Genomic DNA, 18,533 nt, shown 5'->3' with positions numbered 1-18,533 from the left:
GCATGGACGCGGTGGACAGGCAGCTCATCCAGGCCCTGAGGGAGAACGGCCGGGCCTCCTACGCGGAGCTGGGGCGCCTCGTCGGCCTGTCGGGACCCAGTGTCACCGACCGCATCAACCGGCTGGAGGCGGCCGGGGTGATCACCGGCTACCGCGCCACGGTGGACGCCGCCTCGCTCGGCCTCGGCGTCACCGCCCTGATCGGCATCTCGCTGTCCGACGCCGCCGACCACGAGGACGTGGCCCGCCGGATGAAGGACCTGCCCGAGATCGAGGACTGCTGGTTCATCGCCGGCGACGACTCCTTCATGCTCAAGGTGCGCTCGACGGACGTGGACGGGCTGGAGAGGACCATCCGGCGGCTGTCCGGGACGAAGGGCGTCTCGCGGACCCGGACCACCATCGTGCTGTCCACGAAGTGGGAGAACCGGGTCGGAGAGCTGCCGGAGGAGGTCTAGGCGTAGGTTTGCTCCCGTTGTCGTGGAAAGGTGTTGGCATGGACGTCGGGCTCAAGCGCGAGCTGGAGGAGAAGGTCCGCTCCGGTGAGCGGCTGTCCCGCGAGGACGGCATCGCCCTGTACGAGTCGGACGACCTGGCGTGGCTGGGCGGCCTCGCGCACGAGGTGCGCACCCGCAAGAACGGCGACGTGGTGCACTTCAACGTCAACCGGCACCTGAACATGACCAACGTGTGCACGGCCTCCTGCGCCTACTGCTCCTTCCAGCGCAAGCCGGGGGAGGCCGACGCGTACACCATGCGCATCGAGGAGGCCGTCAAGCTCGCCAAGGCGATGGAGAACGAGCACCTCACCGAGCTGCACATCGTCAACGGGCTGCACCCGAACCTGCCGTGGCGCTACTACCCGCGTTCCCTGCGCGAGCTGAAGAAGGCGCTGCCGAACGTCTCCCTGAAGGCGTTCACCGCCACCGAGATCCACCACTTCGAGACCATCTCCGGGCTGAGCGCGTCGGAGATCCTGGACGAGTTGATCGACGCGGGCCTGGAGTCGCTGACCGGCGGCGGCGCGGAGATCTTCGACTGGGAGGTCCGCCAGCACATCGTGGACCACCGCACCCACTGGGAGGACTGGTCCCGCATCCACCGCCTGGCGCACGAGAAGGGCCTGAGGACCCCGTGCACCATGCTCTACGGCCACATCGAGGAGCCCCGCCACCGCGTGGACCACGTGCTGCGGCTGCGTGAGCTGCAGGACGAGACGGGCGGCTTCCAGGTCTTCATCCCGCTGCGCTACCAGCACGACTTCGTGGACATGAAGGACGGCAAGGTCCGCAACCGGCTCCAGGCCCGCACCCGGATGGCGACCGGCGCGGAGGCGCTGAAGACGTTCGCGGTCTCGCGCCTGCTGTTCGACAACGTCCCGCACGTGAAGGTGTTCTGGGTGATGCACGGCGTGCGGACCGCCCAGCTCGCCCTCCAGCACGGCGCCGACGACATGGACGGCTCGGTCGTGGAGTACAAGATCACCCACGACGCCGACAACTACGGCACCCCGAACAAGCTGACCCGCGAGGACCTGCTCGACCTCATCCGCGACGCCGGCTTCCGCCCGGTCGAGCGCAACACCCGCTACGAGATCATCCGCGAGTACGACGGCCCCGACCCCCTGCGCCGCGAATCGCCGCAGCCCATGCGGGTCTGACGCGAGGCGTGCGGGGCCGGTCCCGGCCGAAGGGGGGCCGGGGTGCCCGTGCGGCCCGGCCGTCACCGCGGGCGAGGCGCTGCCGGGCCCGCCGTTCCGGATGGCCGGGGTGCGCGGGGCGTGCCGGAGCGGGGCGTCCGCGGCGGCCCGTGCCCACCGGCCACCCGTCGGCGCTGCCGCGGACGGGCGGCCGGGAGCGGGCGCGCCGGAGGCCGGTGTCCGGCCCGCGGACGGCCGTGCACCCGTAGGGGTAATGGTTACCATGGCCGAGTGCCTCTTACGTTCACCCTGGACCCGGCCGTCACCCCCGCCCTGCGCGACGGCATCCTCGACCTGTGGACCGACGTGTCCAACGCGGGCGGCTCGGTCGGCTTCGTCCCGCCCGTGACGCGCGAGGACGTCCGCCCGGAGCTGGTCAAGCACATGGTCGCGATGGCCGAGGGGCGCACCCGGCTGCTCACCGGGCACGACGGGACGGGCCGGGTGGCCGCGACCGCGTTCCTCACCTCCAACACCCACCGGCTGATGGGGCACTGGCTGTGGCTGTACACGGTGATGGTCCACCCGGAGCACCAGGGCCGGGGACACGGCCGCGACCTGCTCGCGGCGGCCGCCGACGCGGCCCGCTCCTTCGACGGCATCGAGGCCGTCCGCCTCACCTGCCGGGGCGGACTGGGCCTGGAGCGCTTCTACGCCTCCTGCGGCTACAAGGAGGTCGGCCGGGTGCCCGGCGCCATCCGGGTCGCCCCCGGCGACGACCGCGACGACGTCACCATGCTGCTGCCGCTCCTGTGAGGACCTGGCGCGGGCGTCCCACCCGCCGCCGGGACCGGTGGCGGGGCGTGCTTCACTGGACGGTGCCCCTTGCTGGGGTTTCGGACCGTACGACACGGAAGAGTGGATTGAGATGCTCCGCTACACGCTGATGCGCCTCGGCATCTTCGTCGGCTGCCTCGTGGTCGTCTGGGGAGCCGTCTACTCCGGCATCTTCCCGCGCGGCTTCGGCGACTCCAACTTCCTGTGGGTGCTGCTGCTGTCCCTGGTGCTGTCGGCGCCGATCAGCTGGGTGGCGCTGCGCGGCGAGCGGGACCGGGCCTCGGTGCAGATCGTGCACAAGGTCGACCGGATGAAGGCCAACCTGGAGGCCAGCCGCAGCCAGGAGGACGGGGCCGACGACGGCGCCCGTGCCCAGGGCCGGGCCTCCTGACCGACCGCCCCCCCGCGCGTCACCCGCCGGCCCCGCTCCCCAACTAGGCTTGCCCCATGGGTGCGGTGAGGACCAAACGGATGCCGCGTGCGATGCGGGAGCAGCAGATGCTCGACGCCGCCGTCCGGATCTTCGGGCGGCGCGGGTACATGGCCGCGTCGATGGACGAGATCGCCGAACTGGCGGGCGTGTCCAAGCCGCTGGTGTACCTGTACCTGAACTCCAAGGAAGACCTCTTCACCGCGTGCATCCGCCGCGAGGCCGCGGCGCTGGCCGACGCGGTCCGCACCGCCGTGCGGCCGGGGCTGCCCGCCGACCGCCAGCTGTGGGACGGACTGCGGGCGTTCTTCGCGCACACCGCCGAGCACCCCGACGGCTGGTCGGTGCTGCACATCCAGGCCCGCACCCACGGCGAGACCTTCGCGGCCGAGGTCAACGCGATGCGCGCGGAGATCGTCGCCTTCGTGACCGAGCTGATCGCGGTCGCCGCCCGCGAGGCCCACCGCGACCCCGACCTGCCCGAGCACGAGGTCGCGGGCCTGGCCGAGGCCCTGGTCGGTGCCGCGGAGTCGCTGGCCGCCTGGGCCAACACCGCGCGCACCGTCACCGCCCGGCAGGCGGCTGCCACCCTGATGAACTTCGCCTGGGCCGGCCTGGGCAACCTGATGGACGCCAGGCCCTGGACCCCGCCGCAGCCCGGGGGTTAGGGCCCCTCGTCCGGATCCTGCCGGGTCCGCGGGGTCCGGCCCGGTCCACCCGGAAGACCCCGGTCCCGCAGCGGCCGCACCTCGCCGGTCAGGTGCAGCCGGCCGGTCCCGCCGCGCAGTTCGAAGCCGCCCGCGCCGTCCGCGCCGTAGGTCACCGCGCCCGGGAGGAGGACCGGGGCGCGGAAGCGGGCCCGGATGTCCGCCGCGGCGGGGACCGGGTGGGCGGCCAGGCAGCGGGAGACCGTCCACATGCCGTGGGCGATGGCGCGGGGGAAGCCGAACGGGCGGGCGGTGAGGGGGTGCAGGTGGATGGGGTTGCGGTCGCCGGAGGCGGCGGCGTAGCGGCGGCCGAGGTCGCCGGGGAGGCGCCACTCGGCCCGGGCGGGCAGCGGGTCGCCGGACTCCTCCCGGGGGCGGCCGGGGCGGCGCCGGCCGTGCGGTGGCGGGCCAGGTAGGTGCTGCGGGACTCCCACACGGGCTCCCCGGACGCGCGCAGCTCCGTGACCACCGTCGCCTCCGTGCCCCGGTGGTGCGGGGCCAGTGCGGCGACGCGCACGGCCAGTTCGTAGGTCCCGGCGGTCGGCAGGGCGGCGTGGCGGACGATCCCGATCGAGGTGTGGACCAGGCCGAGCAGGGGCAGCGGGAAGCCGCGTCCGCTCATCAGGCGCATGGCCAGCGGGAAGCCCAGGACGTGCGGGTAGGTGACCGGCAGGGTGTCCGCCGGGTCCGTGAAGCCGCAGACCCGCGCGTAGGCGGCCGTCCGGGACCGGTCGACGCGCAGGCGGGGCAGCACCAGCCGGGTGCGCGGGAAGTCCGCCTCCGGGCCGGGGCGCTTGAACGGGGAGCGCAGGGCGCCCCGGACCAGCAGGGGGGCCAGCGCGGGCGCGGAGCGCAGGGTGACGTCGGTCATCACGCCCCCAGCAGGCTCTGGCCGCACACGCGGACGACCTGGCCGTTGACCGTGCCGGAGGCCGGGTGGGCGAGCCAGGCGGTGGTCTCGGCGACGTCGGCGGGCAGTCCGCCCTGGGCCAGGGAGTTCATCCGGCGCCCGGCCTCGCGGATGAGCAGCGGGACCGCGGCCGTCATCCGCGTCTCGATGAACCCGGGCGCCACCGCGTTCACCGTCACCCCGTGCCCGGCGAGCGCGCGCGGCGCGAGGGACCGTACGAGACCCACGATCCCCGCCTTGCCGGCGCCGTAGTTGGTCTGGCCCGCGTTGCCCGCGAGCCCGGCGATGGAGGCGGTGGCCACGATCCGGCCGCCGGGGCGCAGGACGCCCCGGGCCAGCAGGTCGTCGGTCGTGCGCAGCACGCTGCCCAGGTTCACCTCCAGGACCGGGCCCCAGCGGTCGGCGGGCATGTTGACCAGGCGCCGGTCGCGGGTGATGCCCGCGTTGTGGACCAGTACGTCCAGGCCGCCGGGGAGGGCGGCGGCGATCCGTTCGCCCGCGTCGGCGGCCGTGACGTCCAGGGCGAGGGCGGTGCCGCCGATCCGTTCGGCGACCCGGCGGGCGTCCGCCTCGGCGGCGGGCACGTCGAGGACGACGACACGGGCGCCGTCCCGGGCCAGCGTCCCGGCGACGGCCTCGCCGATGCCCCGCGCGGCGCCCGTGACCAGGGCGGTCCGCCCGGCCAGCGGCTCGTCCCAGTCGGCGGGGGCGGTGACCGTGCCGGACCCGACCTCGATCACCTGGCCGCTGACGTACGCCGACCGGGGGGAGAGCAGGAAGCGCAGGGTGGACTCGGCGGCGGCCGCGTCGCCCAGCCGGAGCAGGTTCACGGTCCGGCCCCGGCCGATCTCCTTGCCGAGCGAGCGGGTGAAGCCCTCGAGGGCCTGCTGGGCGGCGCACTGGTGGTGGTCCTCGGGGTCCAGCGGGGCGCCCAGCACCAGGACCCGGCCGCTCGGGACGACGGACCGTACGACGGGGTGCAGGGCCGCGTGCACCCCGTCGAGCGCGCCGACGTCCGCCACGCCGGTGGCGTCCAGGACGACCGCGGCGGGGCGGGCGCTGCCCGGGGTGAGGCCCGTACGGGCCAGGACGGGGGAGAGGGCGAGGGTGGACCGCCCGGCCGTGAGGTGCAGCAACTCACCCCTGAGCCGCGGCTGTTCGGCCGACCAGCGGTGCAGCTCGGCCGGCTGGGGCAGACCCAGCCGCCTGGTCAGGAACCGGCCGGGTGCCGTGCCGGTGAAGCTCAGGTAGCGGTCCGCCATGCCAACTCCCACACGACTGGGTCCCATGTGCTTACTCTGCAGTAAGGTTACCGGAGGTAAGTCTATGTCGCGGGTGAGGAGCAGGTCGAGATGAGTCCCCTTGAGCGCCCTCTGGAGCCCCCGCGGGCCCGCCGGGTCGCGGTGATCGGCGGTGCGCGCATCCCCTTCGCCCGCTCGGACGGCCCCTACGCCACCGCCTCCAACCAGGAGATGCTGACGGCCGCCCTCGACGGGCTCACCGAGCGCTTCGGCCTGCGGGAGCCGGGCGCGGTGGGCGAGTTCGTCGCCGGCGCCGTCCTCAAGCACAGCCGGGACTTCAACCTGGCCCGCGAGACCGTCCTCGGCTCCCGGCTCGATCCGCGCACCCCCGCCTACGACATCCAGCAGGCCTGCGGCACCGGGCTCCAGGCGGTCGTCGCCGCCGCCAACAAGATCACCCTGGGCCAGACCGAATCCGCGGTCGCCGGCGGTGCGGACACCGCGAGCGACGCGCCCCTCGGCGTCAACGACCGGCTGCGCCGCATCCTCCTCCAGGCCCGCCGGGCCGGGTCGGCCGGCGCCCGCCTGCGGGCCCTCGCCCAGGTCCGCCCCTCCCACCTGGTCCCCGACATCCCGCGCAACGCCGAGCCGCGCACCGGCCTGTCGATGGGCGAGCACGCGGCCGTGACCGCCCGCGCCTGGGGCATCACCCGGCAGGCCCAGGACGAACTGGCCGCCGCCAGCCACCAGCGGCTGGCGGCGGCGTACGAACGGGGCTTCTTCCAGGACCTGGTCGTCCCCTTCCGGGGCCTGGCCCGCGACCAGAACCTCCGTCCCGGCTCCACACCGGAGAAACTGGCCGCGCTCAAGCCGGTGTTCGGCCTGGGGGACCCCGAGCCGACCATGACGGCGGGCAACTCCACCCCGCTGACCGACGGCGCCGCCCTCGTCCTGCTGGCGAGCGAGGAGTGGGCCGGGGCGCGCGGGCTGGAACCGCTCGCGTACCTGACGGCGTACGAGACGGCGGCCGTGGACTTCGTGCACGGGGACGTGGCCGGCGGCGAGGACGGCCTGCTGATGGCCCCGGCCCACGCGGTGCCGCGGATGCTGGAGCGCACCGGCCTGGACCTGTCCGACTTCGACCTGATCGAGGTCCACGAGGCCTTCGCCTCCCAGGTGCTGGCGACGCTGGCCGCCTGGGAGAAGGCGGGGCTGGCCCCGGTGGACCGGGCCCGGCTGAACGTCGCCGGGTCGTCGCTGGCCACGGGGCACCCCTTCGCGGCGACGGGGGCGCGGATCGTGGCGACCCTGGCGAAGCTGCTGTCCGAGCGGGAGGGGCCGGGCCGGGGCCTGATCTCCCTCTGCGCGGCGGGGGGCCAGGGCGTGACGGCGATCCTGGAACGGCCGTAGGCCATCGCTCGTCCGTCCACCCACCCACTCACCCACTCACCCACTCACCCGTCCGTCCGGACGGCGGGCGGAGCGCCGGCGGACGGCTGCGGCGGGAGCCGCCCCGCCCCCGCTCCGGTGCGGGAGCCGTCTGGTCACGGGGCCGGGCGAGCCGGCGAACCCGGTGCGCCGACGTTGCACATCCCCGGCTCCGGACCCTCCCGGAACCCGCACACGCCCCCCACAGCGACGCCGTACGATCGCCTGACCGGCCGTCGGTGACCGGCGCGCCGAGGCCACCGCCGGTCAGTGCACCGTCGCACGCCCGAGGAGCCGCCCGTGCCGACCCCGTACCCGCAGCCCTTCGTCGCCCACGGTGCCCCCGGTGCTCCCGCCCCCTCCGGCGCCGTCGTCCGCGCCGCCCCCGCCTCCTCCGGCACCCCGGTGCCGGCCACCGGCGACGACGGCCGCCCCGTCCTCGTGGCGCCCCGCACCCAGCGGCTCGACGGCGCCGTGCGCGAGGCGTACGTGCCGCCCCTCGCGCCCCCGGTGACCCACGGTTCCCTCGCCGACCTGCCGTTCGACAACGCCGAGGAGGATCCCGCCGCGATCGTGCTCAGCCGGCGGCTGCCCGACGGGCGCTGGGCGGACGTGACGGCGGCCGGGTTCGCCGCGCAGGTCCTCGCCGTGGCCAAGGGGCTCATCGCGGAGGGCCTGGTGCCGGGCGACCGGATCGCGATCATGGCCCGCACGACGTACGAGTGGACGCTGCTGGACTTCGCCGCCTGGGCCGCCGGCCTGGTCACCGTCCCCGTCTACCCGACCTCCTCCCTCTACCAGACCCGCTGGATCCTGCACGACTCCGGCGCCGTGGCCCTGATCACCGAGACCGTCGGCCAGGCCGCCGCGATCGGCCCCGAACTCGGCCGCATGCCGGACCTGAGGCACCTGTGGGTGATGGAGAAGGGGCACGTGGAGCGCCTGGGCGAACTGGGCGCGCAGGTGCCGGACGGCGAGGTCGGCGTCCGCAGGGGGGTGCTGGGCCCCGACACCCTCGCCACGCTCATCTACACCTCGGGCACCACCGGCCGCCCCAAGGGCTGCGCCCTGTCCCACGGCAACTTCTTCGCCGAGGTCGACAACGCCATCGAACTCCTGCACCCGGTCTTCAGGGCGCGGCCGTCCGAGGAGGTGTCGGTCCTGCTGTTCCTGCCGATGTCCCACGTCTTCGGACGGATGGTGGCGATCGCCTGCGTGCGGGCCCGCGTCCGCCTGGGCCACGCACCGAGCCTGAAGGCGGAGGACCTGCTACCGGACCTGGCCGCGTTCCGGCCGACCTGCCTGCTCACCATCCCCTACATGCTGGAGAAGGTCTACAACTCCGCCCGCGCGAAGGCGGAGGCGGGCAGCAGGGCGACCGTCTTCGACCGCGCCGCCGACGTGGCCGTGCGCTACGGCGAGGCGCTGGAGGCCCGGCAGACCGGCACCGGCGGCGGACCCGGCCGGGCGCTGAGGACGGCCCGCTCCTTCTACGACTCCCTCGTCTACCGGCGCATCCGGGCCGCGATGGGCGGACGCGTGCGGCACGCCATCTGCGGCGGCTCCCCGCTCGGCCGGCGCCTGGCCGCCTTCTACGCCGGCGCCGGCATCGAGGTCTTCGAGGGCTACGGCCTCACGGAGACCACCGGCGCCTCGACGCTCACCCCGCCCCTCAAGCCCCGCCTGGGCACCGTCGGCTGGCCCATGCCCGGCACCCGGGTGCGCGTCGCGGCGGACGGCGAGGTCCTCATCGCCGGCGACCACGTCCTGCGCGGCTACTGGGACCCGGGGGCCGGCGGGATCGTCCCGGCCACCCGGGACGGCTGGCTGGCCACCGGCGACCTGGGCGAGCTGGACGACGAGGGCTACCTCACCATCACCGGCCGCAAGAAGGAGATGCTGATCACGGCGGGCGGCAAGTCGGTCGCCCCGGCCCCGCTGGAGAACCGGCTGCGCCGGCACCCGCTGATCTCCCAGTGCATGCTCGTCGGCGACGGCCGCCCCTGTGTCGCCGCCCTGCTCACCCTCGACCCCGCCGGCATCACCCACTGGCGCCGGATGATCGGCAAGCATCCGGTGCCGGCGGAACTCCTGGTCGAGGACCCCGAGCTGCGGGCCGTCCTGCAGCGCGCCCTGGACGAGGCCAACGAGACGGTCTCCCGCCCCGAGTCCATCCGCCGCTTCGCCGTCCTGCCCGTGGACTTCACGGAGGAGGCGGGCCACCTGACCCCGTCGATGAAGCTCCGCCGCGAGCAGATCCTGCGCGACTTCGCGCAGGAGGTGGAGAGGCTGTACGAGGGGTGAGCCACGGCAGTCCCACCTCCGCCCGCACCGCCCTGCCCGCGGTCCGCCGCCGCACCCCCACGGCGACGCCGGCACCCGGGCGGGCACCGGCCCCCGGCCGCCCCCGCCCCGCGGGCCCCGCGCCGGCAACCGCCGGCGGGCGCCCGCCCCGCGCGCCGTTCGCTCCGGCACGCAGGGTGTCCCCCGGCGGCAGGGGCAGCGGCCGCGGTGCGACGTCCCGTCCGGGCGCACGACCGTGGGTGGCCGCGTCCGCCGCCCGCGAGGTGCCGCGCGGGACCGGCCACGTCGCCGTCGTGCGGGTGCCCCCAGGTGGTGGGCCGGTTCGCGGTCGGCCGGACACCGCGCGGGGCGGCTCCCGGCCGCTGGAGCGGTTCGGCCGCGGGGAGGGGGGATTTCTGCGTTCACGTCGCCGGGAATGGCCGGTTTTCCCTACCCTGGCCAGGGGTGGCCTCACGACTACGAGTAGTGGTACGAGGGTCGTACGGCGTGTGTACGCCCCGTCGGCCGTGACCAGGAGGATGGGCGTGACGGAGGAACGGGAACGCGGGCCGGGGCGCCCGCGCGGGCCGGCGGCTCCGTGGTGGTCCCCGCCGTGCCCGGCGGGCGGCCCACGTCGCTCCGCGGGCGGGGCGGGGACGGCCGGAAGGCGTCCGGCCGGCCGGTGGGCCGTGGCCCCGGCCGGATCCCGGCCGCGGAGCGGGCCGGCGAACCGCCCCGGGCGGACGGGCCGTTCGGCCCGCTGCCCCCCGAGGAGCGCGTACCGGCCGGGTACCCGCGGGTGCGGGGGCGTCCGCGGCCGATCGCGGACCCGCCGCGAGGCCGTGAACCGCCACGGGCTCATGCGCGGTGGCACCCGGCCCGACGGAATCCCCGGTCCTGATCGAGCAACTGCTGGGAGAGCGATGAACACCGAGCAACCCGCCTGGTCCACATCGGGCCGCAGCGGTGGGGAGGACGGCGGACGCCCGGCGGACACCACCCGCCCGGCCGCCCTCCACGCCCGCGACTCCGGGCAACCCCCCCGCCGACGCCCGCCCCGCCTCCCGCGCGGCCACCCGGCCGGCCTTCCCGGAAGCGGAACCGGGACCGGGTCGGGACCGGATCGGTAACGCCTCCTCATAGCCTGCCTTTCCACCCTCGCCGACTCCGTCCTACGAGCAGAGGCATGAAAGAAGACAAAGACGTCCGCCGGATCTTCCTGCTGAACCCGGACCAGCGACTCCTCCACGAGGCCGCACACTCGGGTGTTCAAGTGCGTTCGGCCCAGGTCGACGCACATGACGAGTCGGCGCTGCGGGTGCCCCTCGCCGAGGCCGCCGAGGCCGGGCTGTGCGTCAATCCGGCCCGGGCCCTCAGGATGCTGTCCGACCCGGAAGCGGTACAGCGGCTGGTCCGCGACAACCGGCTCCTGCCCGGCGGCGGCGAAGTCGCGCCCGACGATCCGCGGCTGACCGTGGAGACGCTGAGCGTCCACGGCATGCACCAGACCGTCGGGATCACCGCCCGGATGCCGTACGGCCTGCTGCACCCCGCGCCGGTGACGGACGACACCGCGGCCGAGGTGCGCGCGGTGGTGACCGGGCTGCTGGACCTGGCCGGGTACCAGTACGGGCCGGCCCACACCGGCATCGCGCTGACCCGGCGCGGACCGGTGATCACCGGCTGCCGGCCGGGACTCGCGGACGATCCGGTGCCCGAGCTGATCAGGGTGGCCGGCGGGTTCGACCTGACGGCCGGGGCCCTGCAGGTGCTGGCCGGACAACTGGTCGACGCGGTGCGGCCGAACCGGTTCGCCGCGGCGGCCGTGCTGTGCGGGCCGTGGCGGCTGGAGGCCGCGGAGGTGGCGGCCCTGCCGCAGGTGCGGCACGTGTCGCCGCCGGCGGCCGGCCGTCCGGGGTACCTCGTCGTGGACGCCGATTCGCCCGAAGGGGTGCAGCGGCGGCTGGACGCGCTGAAGCCGCTGGTCGTCGCGGACGTGCCGTGACCGGGAGCCGGGAACGGATCGGGAACGATCCGGTATGAGTCGGCCGCACCGTTGATACGTCGCCGGAAGAAGGACGACGACGCCAGCGACATCAACGGGAGGCGGAGTCAGGATGCTGAAGTTCTCGATCCTCGGGGCACTGCAGATCCGTACCCTGTCCGGCCCCGCCGAGATCTCCGGTGACCTGCAGCGCACTCTCGTGCAGACGCTGCTGGTCACGGAGGGACAGGCGGTGTCCGGGGAGAGCCTGGTCGAGGAGATGTGGGGTGATGCCGTCCCCGACAACCAGGCCAACGCGCTGCAGGCCCACATCAGCCGGCTACGCCGGAAATTGCGTGCCCTCGAACCGGGGCGGTCGTCCCCCCGGGTGACCATCCACCCCTCCGGTTACCGGCTGACCGTGGCCGAGGGCGAACTGGACGCGGCCGAGTTCGTCAAGGTCGTACGGCACGCCGAGTCGGCCGATCCCGCCGACGCGGCGCACAGCGCGCGGATGCTCCGGGACGCGCTCGCGATGTGGCGCGGTCCCGTCTTCGGCGGCTTCTCGGGCGGGACGCTGTGCCAGCTCGCCGGCGTCCGCTACGAGGAGTACCGGATGCGCGCGATGGAACTGCGCTTCGACGCCGAGCTGCGGCTCGGCCGGCACGCCGCCGTCCTCGCCGAACTGACCGAGGCCCACACCAACCACCCGCTGCGCGAGCGCTTCTGCGAGCAGCTGATGATCGCCCTGTACTGCTCGGGACGGCAGGCCGACGCCCTGGACGTCTTCCGCCGGATGCGCCGCCACCTGGACGACGAACTCGGCATCCAGCCCTCCCCGTCCCTGCGCCGGGTGGAGAACGCCATCCTCTGCCACGACCCCGCCCTGACCGGCGAGGCGCGAAGCCCCCTCCTCCAGCCGGCGTGAAGGTGGTTAGCTGGTCACAGCACTGACGCGTCCCGCCGGTAAGGCTAAGTCGCCTACCGGTGCGGCTTGTTCGGGTACAACCTAGGATTGTCCCGAACATCTCGGGCTGGCCAACGTGACGGGGCGGGGGGTGCGGGTTCGTGGAGTCGGCGGCGTCCGGTTCGCCCGGCGTGCGGTTCAACATCCTAGGTTCGCTGGAAGGCTGGCACGGACAGCACCGGCTGAGACTCGGCAGCCCCACCCAGGAACGCGTCCTCGTCACCCTGCTGCTGGAGCCGGGGCGCATGGTGCCCATGCCCCGGCTGGTGGCCGCGGCCTGGGACGACGATCCGCCGCAGACCGCCGGGCACCAGATCCGCAAGGCCGTGGCAGCGCTGCGCACCCGCATCCCCGGCGGCGCCTCGCTGATCCTCACCGACGGGTCCGGGTACCGGGCCGTCCTCACCGAGGACCAGCTGGACCTGCACGAGTTCACCCGCCGTGCGGGCGAGGCCCGGCAGGCGATGGCCGCCGGGCGGCCCGCCGAGGCGGTCGTCCACCTGCGCACCTGCCTGGACCTGTGGCGCGGGCCCGTCATGGCCGGCGCGGGCGGCTCGGTGATCACCGCCGCCTCCGCCGCGCTGGAGGAACGGCACATGGCGGTCGCCGAGCAGTACTTCGAACTGCAGCTCGACCTCGGCGAGTCCGGTGAACTGATCGGCCCGCTGCGCGAACTGGTCACCGCGCACCCGCTGCGGGAGACGCTGCGCGGGCGGCTGATGCTCGCGCTGTACCGGGCCGGGCGGCAGGCGGAGGCGCTGGAGGAGTTCGGCCGGGTGCGCGAACTGCTCGTCGAGGAGCTGGGCATCGACCCGGGCGCCGAACTGACCCGGCTGTACGAGGCCATCCTGCGCGACAGCCCCGAGGTCGCCCCCCGGCTGCCGCAGTCCGTGGCCGACCGCGCCGCCCACCTCGCGCCCGCGCCGCTCACGGCCCCCCCGAGGCCGGCCCCGCGCCCTGCACCCTGCCCTACGACCTGCCGGACTTCACCGGCCGGGACGAGGAACTGGCCCGGGTGCTGGAGGCCGGCCGGGCCCCGGTCGGCCAGGGCACCCGGATCGTCGGCGTGGACGGCATGGGCGGCAGCGGCAAGACGGCCCTCGCGGTGCACGCGGCCCACCAGCTCACCGTCGACTACCCCGACGGACAGCTCTTCGTGGACCTGCGCGGATTCAGCCCCGGCGAGAAGGCGCAGGAACCCGGCGCCGTGCTGCACTCCCTGCTGCGCACCGTCGGCGTCCCCGACGACCGCATCCCGGACGACCTGGAGAGGCGCACCACATTATGGAGGACCGTTTCCGCCCAGCGGAAACTCCTGCTCCTCCTCGACAACGCCGCCGACGCCGCCCAGGTACGGCCCCTGCTGCCCGCCTCCGAGGACTGCCTGACCATCCTCACCGGCCGCGTCCGCATGCTCGACCTCGACGGTTCCGAATGGCTCTCCCTCGGCCTCCTCTCCGACGACGACAGCGCCACCCTGCTCACCCGCATGCTCGGCGCCGACCGCACCGGTGCCGAACCCCAGGCCGTCGACCACCTCACCCGCCTGTGCTGCGGCCTCCCCCTGGCCCTGCGCATCACCACCGCCCGGCTGCGCAACCGGCCCCGCTGGACCGTGCAGTACCTGGTCGACCGGCTCGCCGACGAGACCAGGCGGCTGCGTGAGCTGAGCGCCGGGGAGCGCAGCGTCGAGGCCACGCTCCGGCTGTCGTACCAGGCGATGGACGAGGACCAGCGCGCCGCGTTCCGGTTACTCGGCCTGCACCCCGGCAGCGCCATCGACGTCGAGTCGGCCGCCGCGCTGCTCGGCATGGACGTCCACGACGCCGAGGACCTGCTGGAGTCCCTGCTCGACACGCACCTGCTGGAGCAGCAGGAGGCGGGGCTGTACGGCTTCCACGACCTGGTGCGCACGTACGCGATGAGCGTGCGGGAGGCCGAGGACGACGAGGAGGGCGCGGTCGAGCGGCTGGTCGGCTACTACACCCTGGCCACCGACCACGCCTGCGAGTTACTCTTCCCCGGCCGCAACCGCTACAACGACCCGCCCGCGTCGGACGCCGCCGAGCTGCCCCGGCTGACCGACTACGAGCAGGCGCTGCGCTGGTTCGACCGGGAGCACGAGGCACTGCTCGCGGTCGTCGCGCAGGCGGGTGCCCAGGGCCTGCACCGCACGGCCGCCCTGCTGGCCCGCAATGTGCTGTTCTACCTCCACCTGCGCGGCCACTACGAGGAGTTCCGGATCGTCAACCGCATCGCGGTCAGCGCCTGCCGGGAGCTCGACGACCCGGTGCTGCTCAGCCTGAGCCTGTCCAACCTGGCCGTGGGCCACTGGTGGCTGGGCGACTTCCACGACGGCATCGCCTCCGCCCAGGAGGCCCTGGAGCTGATCGGCGGCAGCGACCGCCGCACCGAGGCCTTCTGCATCGAGGTGCTCGGCCTGCTGCACGGGGCGATCGGCAACTTCGACGAGGCCCGCGAGCAGCTCACCCGGGGCGTCGAGCTGCACCGGTCGCTGGGCGCCCACCGGCTGGAGGCGGAGGCGCTGGCCAACCTCAGCTCGGTGGAGACCTGGACGGGCCACCACGCCGACGCCGCCCGGCACGCGGCCCGGGCCACCGAACTGAACCGGCGCCTCGGCGAACGCGGCAACGAGATCCACTCGCTCACCTACCTCGCGCTGGCCCACCTCGGCACCGGCGAGGACGAGCGGGCCCGGGCCTGTCTGTCCCAGGCGCTCGAACTGTGCGACGAGTCCCGCCAGCCCGGCAACGTCGCCTTCGTCCTGGCGCACTGGGCCCGCGTCTGCCAGCGCCTCGGCGAGGTCCGCTCGGCCGAGGAGCACGCCGAACGCGCCCTGGACCTGGTCACCGCCGGGGGCACGGTCCTGCGCCAGTCGGCCGTGGTGAACGTGGTGGGCGTGATCCACTCGCGCGCCGGCACCCCGGAGCGGGCCATGGAACTGCACCGCCGTGCCCACGAGCTGGCCTCCCGCCTCGGCTACCGCATCGAGATGGCCCGCGCCCTGCACGGCATGGCCGAGGCGGCCCGCCTGCTGGGCGACCGACCGGCGGCCGAGCAGTACCAGCGCTCGGCCGGCGCGCTGTACGACGCGATGGGCGTGACGGAGCCGGGACGGCGGCTGTAGGGCGCCGGGCGCTCCGGGCGGCGGGCGGGTCCGTGCCGCCGCCGGAGTGCCGGTGCCGTTCACGGAGAACGGCACCGGCGGGGGGTGGGCCCGGCCGGTGCCGTCGCTGCGGGGTGCCTCGACGTGCCGTCCGCGGATCAGCCGGGCATGCGGTCGTCGGCCAGGACCCGGCCGGAGTGCGCGTCCTGGCCCGTCAGACCGGAGGCGATGTGCATCAGGGTGTGCTGCACGCCGGTCGCCGGCACGGCGGTGGCCGCGCCGAGCGCGAGGACACCGACACCGGTGAGGGCCGCCAGGACCGTCTTCGTACGCAGTGCGAAGGTGCGCATAGCCGTGAGCCCCCAGGTCAGAGAAGGATCGGATTCCGGTCGCCGGGCTTTCCCCGACTTCCGGAACCGATGCTCCGGGGAAGCGATACCCGTACCGTCCCCACTGGTTACCGGAACAGGTCGCACTCCTGGTAATCCTGGTTTCAATCGTTCCTGGTGGGGCTGAGTCGCAGGTCAGAAGAGGTGCGGGCAGGGATCGAACCGGTATCGGGCAGCGTCCGGGCGAACGGGAAGGCCTGCGGGACGGACGTGCCGCGCCGTTCCGCGGGCTGCCGCACCGTGCCGGCGCCGGGCGGCGCCCGGCGCCCGGCGTCCGCCGGCAGCCGGGCCCCGCCCGCACCGCCTCCGGGGCCGCCCGTGAGCACCCCGGCCGCCCCCGGCGGCCTCACCCGGGTCGCCGCCCCGCACCCGCGCCGAGGACGACGTGCGCATCGACGCGGTGAGCCCCGGCGCCACGGACACCGGCATGTCGCTGCGTCCCGGAGGGGGCGGCGCCGGCCGCGCGGCCCGGCCGGCCCCCCCGCCCGCCTTCCGCTGGAGTGGATCGCCGCGTCCCTCAGGCGCGAGCGCACCCGCGCCGGGCTGTCCCTGTCCGAGCTGGCCAAGCGCGCCGGCATCGCCAAGTCCACGCTCTCCCAGCTGGAGGCGGCGAGCGGGAACCCGAGCATGGAGACGATCTGGGCGCTGGGGGTCGCCCTCGGGGTGCCGTTCGGCACGCTGGTCGAGCCGCCCGCGCCGAGCGTTCGGGTGGTCCGGGCGGGGGAGGGTCCGGCGGTCGCCTCCGAACAGGCGGACTTCGTCGCCACCCTGCTGTCGGCCAGTCCGCCCGGGGCCCGGCGCGACGTCTACCACCTGCGGGCGGAGCCGGGCGCGGCGCGCCTGTCCGAACCGCACATCCCGGGCACGGTGGAACACCTGATCGTCGGCACGGGCCGGGTGAAGGCGGGACCGGTGGGGGCGGAGGTGGAACTGGGACCCGGCGACTACATGTCCTGTCGCGGGGACGTGCCCCATTCCTACGAGGCTTTGGCGGCGGGCACGACATTCGTCCTCGTCATGCAGCACGTGTGACGCGAGGGAGGGAAGGGGCGGGCCGCGCCGGGAATTCACCGGGCATTCACGGGGCCGAAAGCGGCGGTCCGCCGTGGGCGGCCGAAAGGCAGGAGCCCCGTCGCCTCACGGCGCGGGGCTCCTTGGGTACTGCACTCAGGTTCTGCGATCAGGCAGTGATCAGACGGGGGTGACGTTCTCCGCCTGAGGACCCTTCGGGCCCTGCGTGACGTCGAAGGAGACCTGCTGGTTCTCCTCGAGAGAACGGAAACCCTGCGCGTTGATCGCGGAGTAGTGGACGAAGACGTCGGGGCCGCCGCCCTCCTGGGCGATGAAGCCAAAGCCCTTTTCGGCGTTGAACCACTTCACGGTTCCGGTAGCCATAAGCCCTCCTTGGGCTCAAAAGGGTTGCCCTGCTCCAGAACCTGCACGTGCGTACGGTGCTGCACAACTGCAATCGTCTGAATACGACGAGAGCCCGCGGTTACATGCTCCGCAGGCTCTGTACTGCAAGGGAAACCAAACTGCAACTTGCGGCGAGCCTAGCACGCAGCCCGCCGAATGCAACAGAGGCCAAGATCACGTCACCCGAATGTTTGAACCGCCGGGCGGGCGGAGCGGGGGGAGCCGGTCCCGGCACCGCACCGGACGGGGTCTAGTCTCGCGATGTGGACATTTCACGCACCCGGCCGCGCGTCGGCCACATCCAGTTCCTGAACTGCCTGCCCCTCTACTGGGGGCTCGCGAGAACCGGCACGCTCCTCGACCTCCGGCTCACGAAGGACACCCCGGAGAAGCTGAGCGAGCAGCTCGTGCGCGGTGACCTCGACATCGGGCCCGTCACCCTGGTGGAGTTCCTGCGCAACGCCGACGACCTGGTCGCCTTCCCGGACATCGCCGTCGGCTGCGACGGCCCGGTGATGTCCTGCGTGATCGTCTCGCAGGTCCCCCTCGACCGGCTGGACGGCGCCCGGGTCGCCCTCGGCTCGACCTCGCGCACGTCGGTCCGGCTCGCCCAGCTGCTGCTCGCCGAGCGCTACGGCGTACGGCCCGACTACTACACCTGCCCGCCCGACCTCAGCCTGATGATGCAGGAGGCGGAGGCCGCCGTCCTCATCGGCGACGCGGCCCTGCGCGCCAACCTCCACGACGGCCCTCGCTACGGGCTCGACGTGCACGACCTCGGCGCGCTGTGGAAGGAGTGGACGGGCCTGCCGTTCGTCTTCGCGGTGTGGGCGGCCCGCCGGGACTACCTGGAGCGCGAGCCGCTCATCACCCGCAAGGTCCACGAGGCCTTCCTCGCCTCCCGCAACCTCTCCCTGGAGGAGGTCGGCAAGGTCGCCGAGCAGGCCGCCCGCTGGGAGTCCTTCGACGAGGCGACCCTCGCCCAGTACTTCACCACCCTGGACTTCAGCTTCGGCGCGCCGCAGCTGGAGGCGGTTGCGGAGTTCGCCCGCCGGGTGGGGCCGACGACGGGGTTCCCCGCGGACGTGAAGGTCGACCTGCTCCAGCCGTAGGCGCCGGGGCGGCCCGCCGGGGACGGCGCGACGCCCGGTGCCGCGGGCGCCGCGGGGCCGCGG

15 protein-coding genes and 2 pseudogenes are annotated in these 18,533 nt (G+C 74.3%); 13 read left to right on the top strand and 4 right to left on the bottom strand.

The genetic code is table 11. The annotated features are described in order from the left end of the window. The first annotated feature begins 2 nt into the window (after positions 1-2). The 5 genes from QQY24_RS13310 to QQY24_RS13290 all read left to right on the top strand — a co-directional run bounded on the left by QQY24_RS13310 (position 3) and on the right by QQY24_RS13290 (position 3,574). Positions 3-458 carry an Lrp/AsnC family transcriptional regulator gene (locus QQY24_RS13310; protein WP_301972904.1) on the top strand — a complete coding sequence of 152 codons (456 nt, stop codon included), beginning with the start codon at positions 3-5 and terminating at the stop codon, positions 456-458. A 38-nt stretch (positions 459-496) separates the two neighbouring features. Then, complete coding sequence (gene mqnE, locus QQY24_RS13305) at positions 497-1,660, top strand: aminofutalosine synthase MqnE (RefSeq protein WP_301972903.1); 1,164 nt, start codon at positions 497-499, stop codon at positions 1,658-1,660. A gap of 270 nt (positions 1,661-1,930) precedes the next feature. Beyond that, complete coding sequence (locus QQY24_RS13300; protein WP_301972902.1) at positions 1,931-2,455, top strand: GNAT family N-acetyltransferase; 525 nt, start codon at positions 1,931-1,933, stop codon at positions 2,453-2,455. A 112-nt stretch (positions 2,456-2,567) separates the two neighbouring features. Then, a complete protein-coding gene (locus QQY24_RS13295) occupies positions 2,568-2,867 on the top strand; it encodes a DUF4229 domain-containing protein (protein ID WP_301972901.1) in 300 nt (99 codons plus the stop codon). A 56-nt stretch (positions 2,868-2,923) separates the two neighbouring features. Next, positions 2,924-3,574: a TetR/AcrR family transcriptional regulator gene (locus QQY24_RS13290; protein WP_301972900.1), complete on the top strand. Its 651-nt coding sequence runs from the start codon at positions 2,924-2,926 to the stop codon at positions 3,572-3,574. Here the strand turns inward: QQY24_RS13290 and QQY24_RS13285 are convergent. Together QQY24_RS13285 and QQY24_RS13280 are read right to left on the bottom strand one after the other, a co-directional pair. Beyond that, a pseudogene (locus QQY24_RS13285) lies at positions 3,571-4,484 on the bottom strand (MaoC/PaaZ C-terminal domain-containing protein). The gene QQY24_RS13290 and the pseudogene QQY24_RS13285 sit on opposite strands and share 4 nt — an antisense overlap. Then, a complete protein-coding gene (locus QQY24_RS13280) occupies positions 4,484-5,785 on the bottom strand; it encodes a 3-oxoacyl-ACP reductase (RefSeq protein WP_301972899.1) in 1,302 nt (433 codons plus the stop codon). Before QQY24_RS13280 ends, QQY24_RS13285 begins: the two are co-directional and overlap by 1 nt. Before the next feature lie 90 nt (positions 5,786-5,875). On the opposite strand from QQY24_RS13280, the gene QQY24_RS13275 reads away from it, so the two are divergent. From QQY24_RS13275 to QQY24_RS13250, 6 genes and pseudogenes are all read left to right on the top strand, one after another. Continuing rightward, entirely contained in the window at positions 5,876-7,174 is a 1,299-nt protein-coding gene (locus QQY24_RS13275) for an acetyl-CoA C-acetyltransferase (RefSeq protein WP_301972898.1), read from the top strand. A 423-nt stretch (positions 7,175-7,597) separates the two neighbouring features. Beyond that, the gene (locus QQY24_RS13270; RefSeq protein ID WP_301976233.1) at positions 7,598-9,496 is read left to right on the top strand and encodes a long-chain fatty acid--CoA ligase; all 1,899 of its coding nucleotides are present in this window, start codon (positions 7,598-7,600) and stop codon (positions 9,494-9,496) included. A 1,165-nt stretch (positions 9,497-10,661) separates the two neighbouring features. Further along, positions 10,662-11,480 (top strand): hypothetical protein, encoded by an 819-nt coding sequence (locus QQY24_RS13265; protein ID WP_301972897.1) that lies wholly within the window; start codon positions 10,662-10,664, stop codon positions 11,478-11,480. Between the two features lie 112 nt (positions 11,481-11,592). Next, positions 11,593-12,387: an AfsR/SARP family transcriptional regulator gene (locus QQY24_RS13260; protein WP_301972896.1), complete on the top strand. Its 795-nt coding sequence runs from the start codon at positions 11,593-11,595 to the stop codon at positions 12,385-12,387. Between the two features lie 284 nt (positions 12,388-12,671). Continuing rightward, positions 12,672-13,217, top strand: a pseudogene (locus tag QQY24_RS34760) (BTAD domain-containing putative transcriptional regulator); the annotation flags it as partial. Between the two features lie 224 nt (positions 13,218-13,441). Beyond that, entirely contained in the window at positions 13,442-15,574 is a 2,133-nt protein-coding gene (locus QQY24_RS13250) for a tetratricopeptide repeat protein (protein ID WP_301972895.1), read from the top strand. 137 nt (positions 15,575-15,711) lie between these two features. Here QQY24_RS13250 and QQY24_RS13245 read toward each other — a convergent pair whose 3' ends face one another. After that, positions 15,712-15,903: a hypothetical protein gene (locus tag QQY24_RS13245; protein WP_301972894.1), complete on the bottom strand. Its 192-nt coding sequence runs from the start codon at positions 15,901-15,903 to the stop codon at positions 15,712-15,714. A gap of 534 nt (positions 15,904-16,437) precedes the next feature. Between QQY24_RS13245 and QQY24_RS13240 the strand changes: the two genes are divergently transcribed. Beyond that, positions 16,438-16,974 (top strand): helix-turn-helix domain-containing protein, encoded by a 537-nt coding sequence (locus QQY24_RS13240; protein ID WP_301976232.1) that lies wholly within the window; start codon positions 16,438-16,440, stop codon positions 16,972-16,974. Between the two features lie 159 nt (positions 16,975-17,133). Here QQY24_RS13240 and QQY24_RS13235 read toward each other — a convergent pair whose 3' ends face one another. Next, positions 17,134-17,337: a cold-shock protein gene (locus tag QQY24_RS13235; protein ID WP_003974443.1), complete on the bottom strand. Its 204-nt coding sequence runs from the start codon at positions 17,335-17,337 to the stop codon at positions 17,134-17,136. Between the two features lie 284 nt (positions 17,338-17,621). On the opposite strand from QQY24_RS13235, the gene QQY24_RS13230 reads away from it, so the two are divergent. Continuing rightward, positions 17,622-18,470 (top strand): menaquinone biosynthetic enzyme MqnA/MqnD family protein, encoded by an 849-nt coding sequence (locus QQY24_RS13230; protein ID WP_301972892.1) that lies wholly within the window; start codon positions 17,622-17,624, stop codon positions 18,468-18,470. The last annotated feature ends 63 nt before the right edge of the window (positions 18,471-18,533 follow it).

The sequence above is a fragment of the Streptomyces sp. TG1A-8 genome (assembly GCF_030499535.1).
In the GTDB taxonomy this organism is placed as follows: Bacteria; Actinomycetota; Actinomycetes; order Streptomycetales; family Streptomycetaceae; genus Streptomyces.
This window is presented reverse-complemented; position numbering and strand designations above follow the sequence as displayed.

Excerpts from the sequence above, each read along its gene's own strand:
- QQY24_RS13290 (WP_301972900.1), top strand. The coding sequence starts at position 2,924 with ATGGGTGCGGTGAGGACCAAACGGATGCCGCGTGCGATGCGGGAGCAG.
- QQY24_RS13265 (WP_301972897.1), top strand. The coding sequence starts at position 10,662 with ATGAAAGAAGACAAAGACGTCCGCCGGATCTTCCTGCTGAACCCGGAC.
- QQY24_RS13235 (WP_003974443.1), bottom strand. The coding sequence starts at position 17,337 with ATGGCTACCGGAACCGTGAAGTGGTTCAACGCCGAAAAGGGCTTTGGC.
- QQY24_RS13310 (WP_301972904.1), top strand. The coding sequence starts at position 3 with ATGGACGCGGTGGACAGGCAGCTCATCCAGGCCCTGAGGGAGAACGGC.
- QQY24_RS13280 (WP_301972899.1), bottom strand. The coding sequence starts at position 5,785 with ATGGCGGACCGCTACCTGAGCTTCACCGGCACGGCACCCGGCCGGTTC.
- QQY24_RS13295 (WP_301972901.1), top strand. The coding sequence starts at position 2,568 with ATGCTCCGCTACACGCTGATGCGCCTCGGCATCTTCGTCGGCTGCCTC.
- QQY24_RS13260 (WP_301972896.1), top strand. The coding sequence starts at position 11,593 with ATGCTGAAGTTCTCGATCCTCGGGGCACTGCAGATCCGTACCCTGTCC.
- QQY24_RS13245 (WP_301972894.1), bottom strand. The coding sequence starts at position 15,903 with ATGCGCACCTTCGCACTGCGTACGAAGACGGTCCTGGCGGCCCTCACC.
- mqnE (WP_301972903.1), top strand. The coding sequence starts at position 497 with ATGGACGTCGGGCTCAAGCGCGAGCTGGAGGAGAAGGTCCGCTCCGGT.
- QQY24_RS13275 (WP_301972898.1), top strand. The coding sequence starts at position 5,876 with ATGAGTCCCCTTGAGCGCCCTCTGGAGCCCCCGCGGGCCCGCCGGGTC.